At 42.8% G+C, this 3861-nt stretch carries 4 protein-coding genes; 3 read left to right on the top strand and 1 reads right to left on the bottom strand.

Translation table 11 applies throughout. The annotated features are described in order from the left end of the window. On the bottom strand, positions 1-717 hold a 717-nt coding region (locus L4C33_RS20360; protein WP_428814220.1), incomplete at its 3' end, for an ABC transporter substrate binding protein. A gap of 203 nt (positions 718-920) precedes the next feature. Between L4C33_RS20360 and L4C33_RS20355 the strand changes: the two genes are divergently transcribed. The 3 genes from L4C33_RS20355 to L4C33_RS20345 form a co-directional block, all read left to right on the top strand. Beyond that, positions 921-1649 (top strand): response regulator, encoded by a 729-nt coding sequence (locus L4C33_RS20355; protein ID WP_428814219.1) that lies wholly within the window; start codon positions 921-923, stop codon positions 1647-1649. Positions 1650-1660: 11 nt separating this feature from the next. Further along, complete coding sequence (locus L4C33_RS20350; protein WP_428814218.1) at positions 1661-3109, top strand: ATP-binding protein; 1449 nt, start codon at positions 1661-1663, stop codon at positions 3107-3109. Between the two features lie 111 nt (positions 3110-3220). Further along, positions 3221-3861: ABC transporter substrate-binding protein (locus L4C33_RS20345; RefSeq protein ID WP_428814217.1), on the top strand; the 641-nt coding region annotated here is incomplete at its 3' end.

Here is a 3861-nt window from a genome sequence, read left to right as displayed (position 1 = left end):
TTGTAACAGAGTGTCGGTTGTTGTGATAAACAAATCGACTTTATCCACAAGAGTTTCTGCCTGAGCTTTTAAATCGGCAATGTTGGTTGCGGTAATATTTTGAACTTTAATATCTTGTCTTTTTAGTAGACGAATTAGGTTACTGGCTTGGATATTGGAGTTAGGTTCTCCAGTATGATGGAAAATCGCTGCAGATTTGGTATCTGGGACCAACTCTTTAATTAAAGATACGTAATGTTGGAGGTGAACATAGTTACTGGTTCCGACGAGGTTATTGCCTGAGTATTCAAAAGACTCAATGAGTCCTGAATCGGCAGGATAGGTAACGATAGAAAAAACAATTGGGGTCGTAGTCGGCATGATTTCCTTCATGATGACGGTACCCGGCGTGGTTAGCGAATAAACTAAATCAACCTTTTCACTTTTAAAGTATTCAGCTGCGGATCTCTGCTTATCTTTATCACTTGTGATGTCACCTTCGACAAAAGTAATGTCGTTTTTAATATCAATTCCGCTTTCGGTTAACCCGTCTTTGAACCCTTGCAAATTATTCGGGTAGCCAGTCCACAATGCGAGCCCGATTTTAAATGTAGGGGGCTCGGCAGCGCTCGCTGTCGATGCGAAGACCGTAGAAAAAAGTAATACGATTAAGATGTAGAGGCTGTGGTTCAGTTGTTTGAAGGCACCGCTGTACCATTGCATGAGACCATTACTCATATTTCACCTAGCTGTAAGACGATTAAATAAAACGGTTTAGCTATTGAATGACTCTTTGATAGAGCTCTTTAAAGAGTGTAGCTAAGTGTTAAGTATTTGTGATCTTTATTTGTTTGCTCTTCAAATTTAACAAATTCATCAATAACTCGTGATATCAGTTACGCTTTAAGATGTGCGTAATTGGTGTGATGGATGACGAAGCAATGCAAGGTAGTACTCATATTTTAGTGGTAGATGACGATCAAGAAATTCGAGAGTTGCTGGAGGAGTATCTCAGTAAGTCGGGTTTTAGGGTCTCGTCAGTGGGAGATGGCATTGAACTTGAAAAACACATAGAAAGCGAAGGTTACCCAGACTTAATCCTTTTGGATGTCATGCTACCAGGGGAAGACGGCTTTACCTTGTGCCAGAAGGTTCGTAAGCATTCCAATGTCCCCATCATTATGCTGACAGCCGTTTCAGATGAAACGGATCAAATTATCGGCCTTGAAATAGGTGCGGATGACTATATAGCGAAACCTTTTAGCCCACGCCAACTTATGGCGCGCATCAAAGCTCTTTTGAGACGAGCACATGTCGTGGAAGAAAAGCCGACCGATGCTTTACCTAAGCACATTTTGTTTGGCGACTGGTGCCTTGATACATTGGCGCATCGTTTAACGAACTCTGAAACAGAGCAAGACTTTGATTTAACGGGCAGTGACTTTTCATTGCTGATGTTGTTTCTAAACCGACCTAATGAAATTCTTGATAGAGATACGATTTCTTTCGCAACCCGAGGGAGAGAAGCCTTGCCATTCGAGCGTGGTATTGATGTTCAACTCAGCCGCTTAAGGCAGCGATTAGGTGACAGCGGAAAGTATCCTCAATATATAAAAACCATGCGTGGTAATGGATACATTCTAGCGGTACCTGTCAGCTTCGAACATTAGGAATAAGCGCTATGAAAAGGCTATTTAGAATATTTAAGCCTAACTCTTTGGTCGCGAGAACTTTATTGCTTACGTTATTAGCTGTTGTGATCGCTCAGGGAATCGCAACAGCAATTTGGTATACAGAATCGAAAAATAAAGAACTAGAAGGTATTCGCGCTGCATCTTCGAGTATGGCGAATATGTTTGCCTCAACGGTGACATTCTTTCAATCTCTTCCGGTTAAATATCGCCATATTGTATTGGACCAAATAAGAAATATGGGAGGAACGAGGTTCTTCGTCTCTTTTAATAAAGAGCAGTTAATTGTCGAACCTATTCCTGAAACCCGGCTTAAGATAGCCGCCGTCCAATCTGTTCAACAAGTATTGAGTAGTAAACTGAACAAAGTGGAGTCCATCTCCGTTGGCTTTTCAAAACCAGAGCACCTTAGGTTACTGAAAAATGATATCTACTTAAGTGATTTACCTAAATCCTGGGCGCACCATACTCTAACCTTGGAGCCTATCAATCCGCCTATTCTCGTTGTCCAAATCCAGCTTGCCACTCACGAATGGGTTTATATTGCAGCCTTGCTTCCCGCACCTTATGTCAAACTCGATGATACGATAATCGGGCGAGAGCAGATCCTATTTATCTTCTTTTCAACCTCTATATTACTCGCATTAACTTATTTGATGATCCGTCGACAAGTTCGCCCTCTGCGAAGCCTCGCTAAGGCTGCGAATGAAATGAGTATGGACATCGAACAGCGGCCATTAACTGAAGAAGGCGCGACAGAGCTTGTGACCGCTACTCGCGCTTTTAACCGAATGCAGCAAAGGATCCGACGTTATGTGTCAGATCGTGAGCAGTTATTTTCAGCAATATCCCATGACTTAAAAACGCCTATTACTCGTTTGAGATTAAGAGCAGAGCTTCTAGAAAGTGACACTAAGCGAGGCAAATTTAATAAGGACTTAGACGAGCTAGAGATGATGGTAAAAGGCGCACTGCAGTGTGTACGTGATACCGATCTCCATGAAAATAACGCTTACATTGATTTGAATGAAATGATCTTATCAGTGATTGAGTCGCACAATTTGAGCGAAAAGAAAGTCGAATTTACTCCTGAACTTGGTGAGCCGATTATTGCAAAACCACTTGCGATAAAGCGTGTCCTGACCAACCTCATTGATAACGCCGTGAAGTATGGCCATGCCGCCCATGTCACGCTCGAACTCAATGAAGAATGGGTGGAAGTTAGCATTGTTGACCAAGGTGATGGCATTCCAGAAGACAAACTCGACTTAGTGTTTGACCCTTATTATCGCATTGCAAACGACGACCAGGGGCACGGTTTAGGGCTTGGGATCTGCCGTAATATCCTGCACGGACATGGTGGAGATCTCATTATTCGTAATCTTGCAAAAGGCGGTTTGGAGGCAAAAGTCTATATTCCAACAGGGCTAGAAGTCTAATGTAACAAGTGTGTTACATTGCGCTTACCTTTTGTTTCAATCTTATAAATCAGAATAAGTAGACTCACTAGTGAACCGGACGAAAAGGTCCGCTAGACATGGAAGATAATAATGAATATTAAGAAAACCCTACTTACCCTATCTCTACTTTCTGCTGCCTCTCTTGCTAATGCGGGCGAAGTTGAAGTTCTTCACTGGTGGACTGCTGGTGGTGAAGCAAAATCGGCTGCAGTATTAAAAAGCATGCTTGAAGAACAAGGTCACTCTTGGAAAGACTTCGCTGTTGCTGGTGGCGGCGGTGAAAGTGCGATGACAGTATTGAAGACGCGTGCGGTATCAGGTAACCCACCTTCTGCGGCTCAAATTAAAGGTCACGACATTCAAGAATGGGGTGGTTTAGGTTTTCTTACATCGCTTGACTCTACAGCTCAACAAGAAGAGTGGGATAAAATTCTACCTTCAGTCGTGACTAAAGTGATGAAGTGGGATGGCGACTATGTTGCAGTTCCAGTCAACGTACACCGTGTAAACTGGCTTTGGGCTAACCCAGAAGTACTTAAAAAATCAGGCGTAACCGTACCAACCACTTTAGATGAATTCTTTGTTGCGGCTGATAAAATTAAAGCAGCTGGCTATGTGCCACTCGCTCATGGTGGCCAACCTTGGCAAGATGCAACGGTATTTGAAGCGGTAGCACTGGATGTTCTAGGCAGCGAAGACTACAACAAAGCCTTTGTTGAACTAGATATGGA

It is taken from the genome of Vibrio makurazakiensis, from assembly GCF_050337375.1.
Lineage (GTDB): Bacteria > Pseudomonadota > Gammaproteobacteria > Enterobacterales > Vibrionaceae > Vibrio > Vibrio makurazakiensis.
This window is presented reverse-complemented; position numbering and strand designations above follow the sequence as displayed.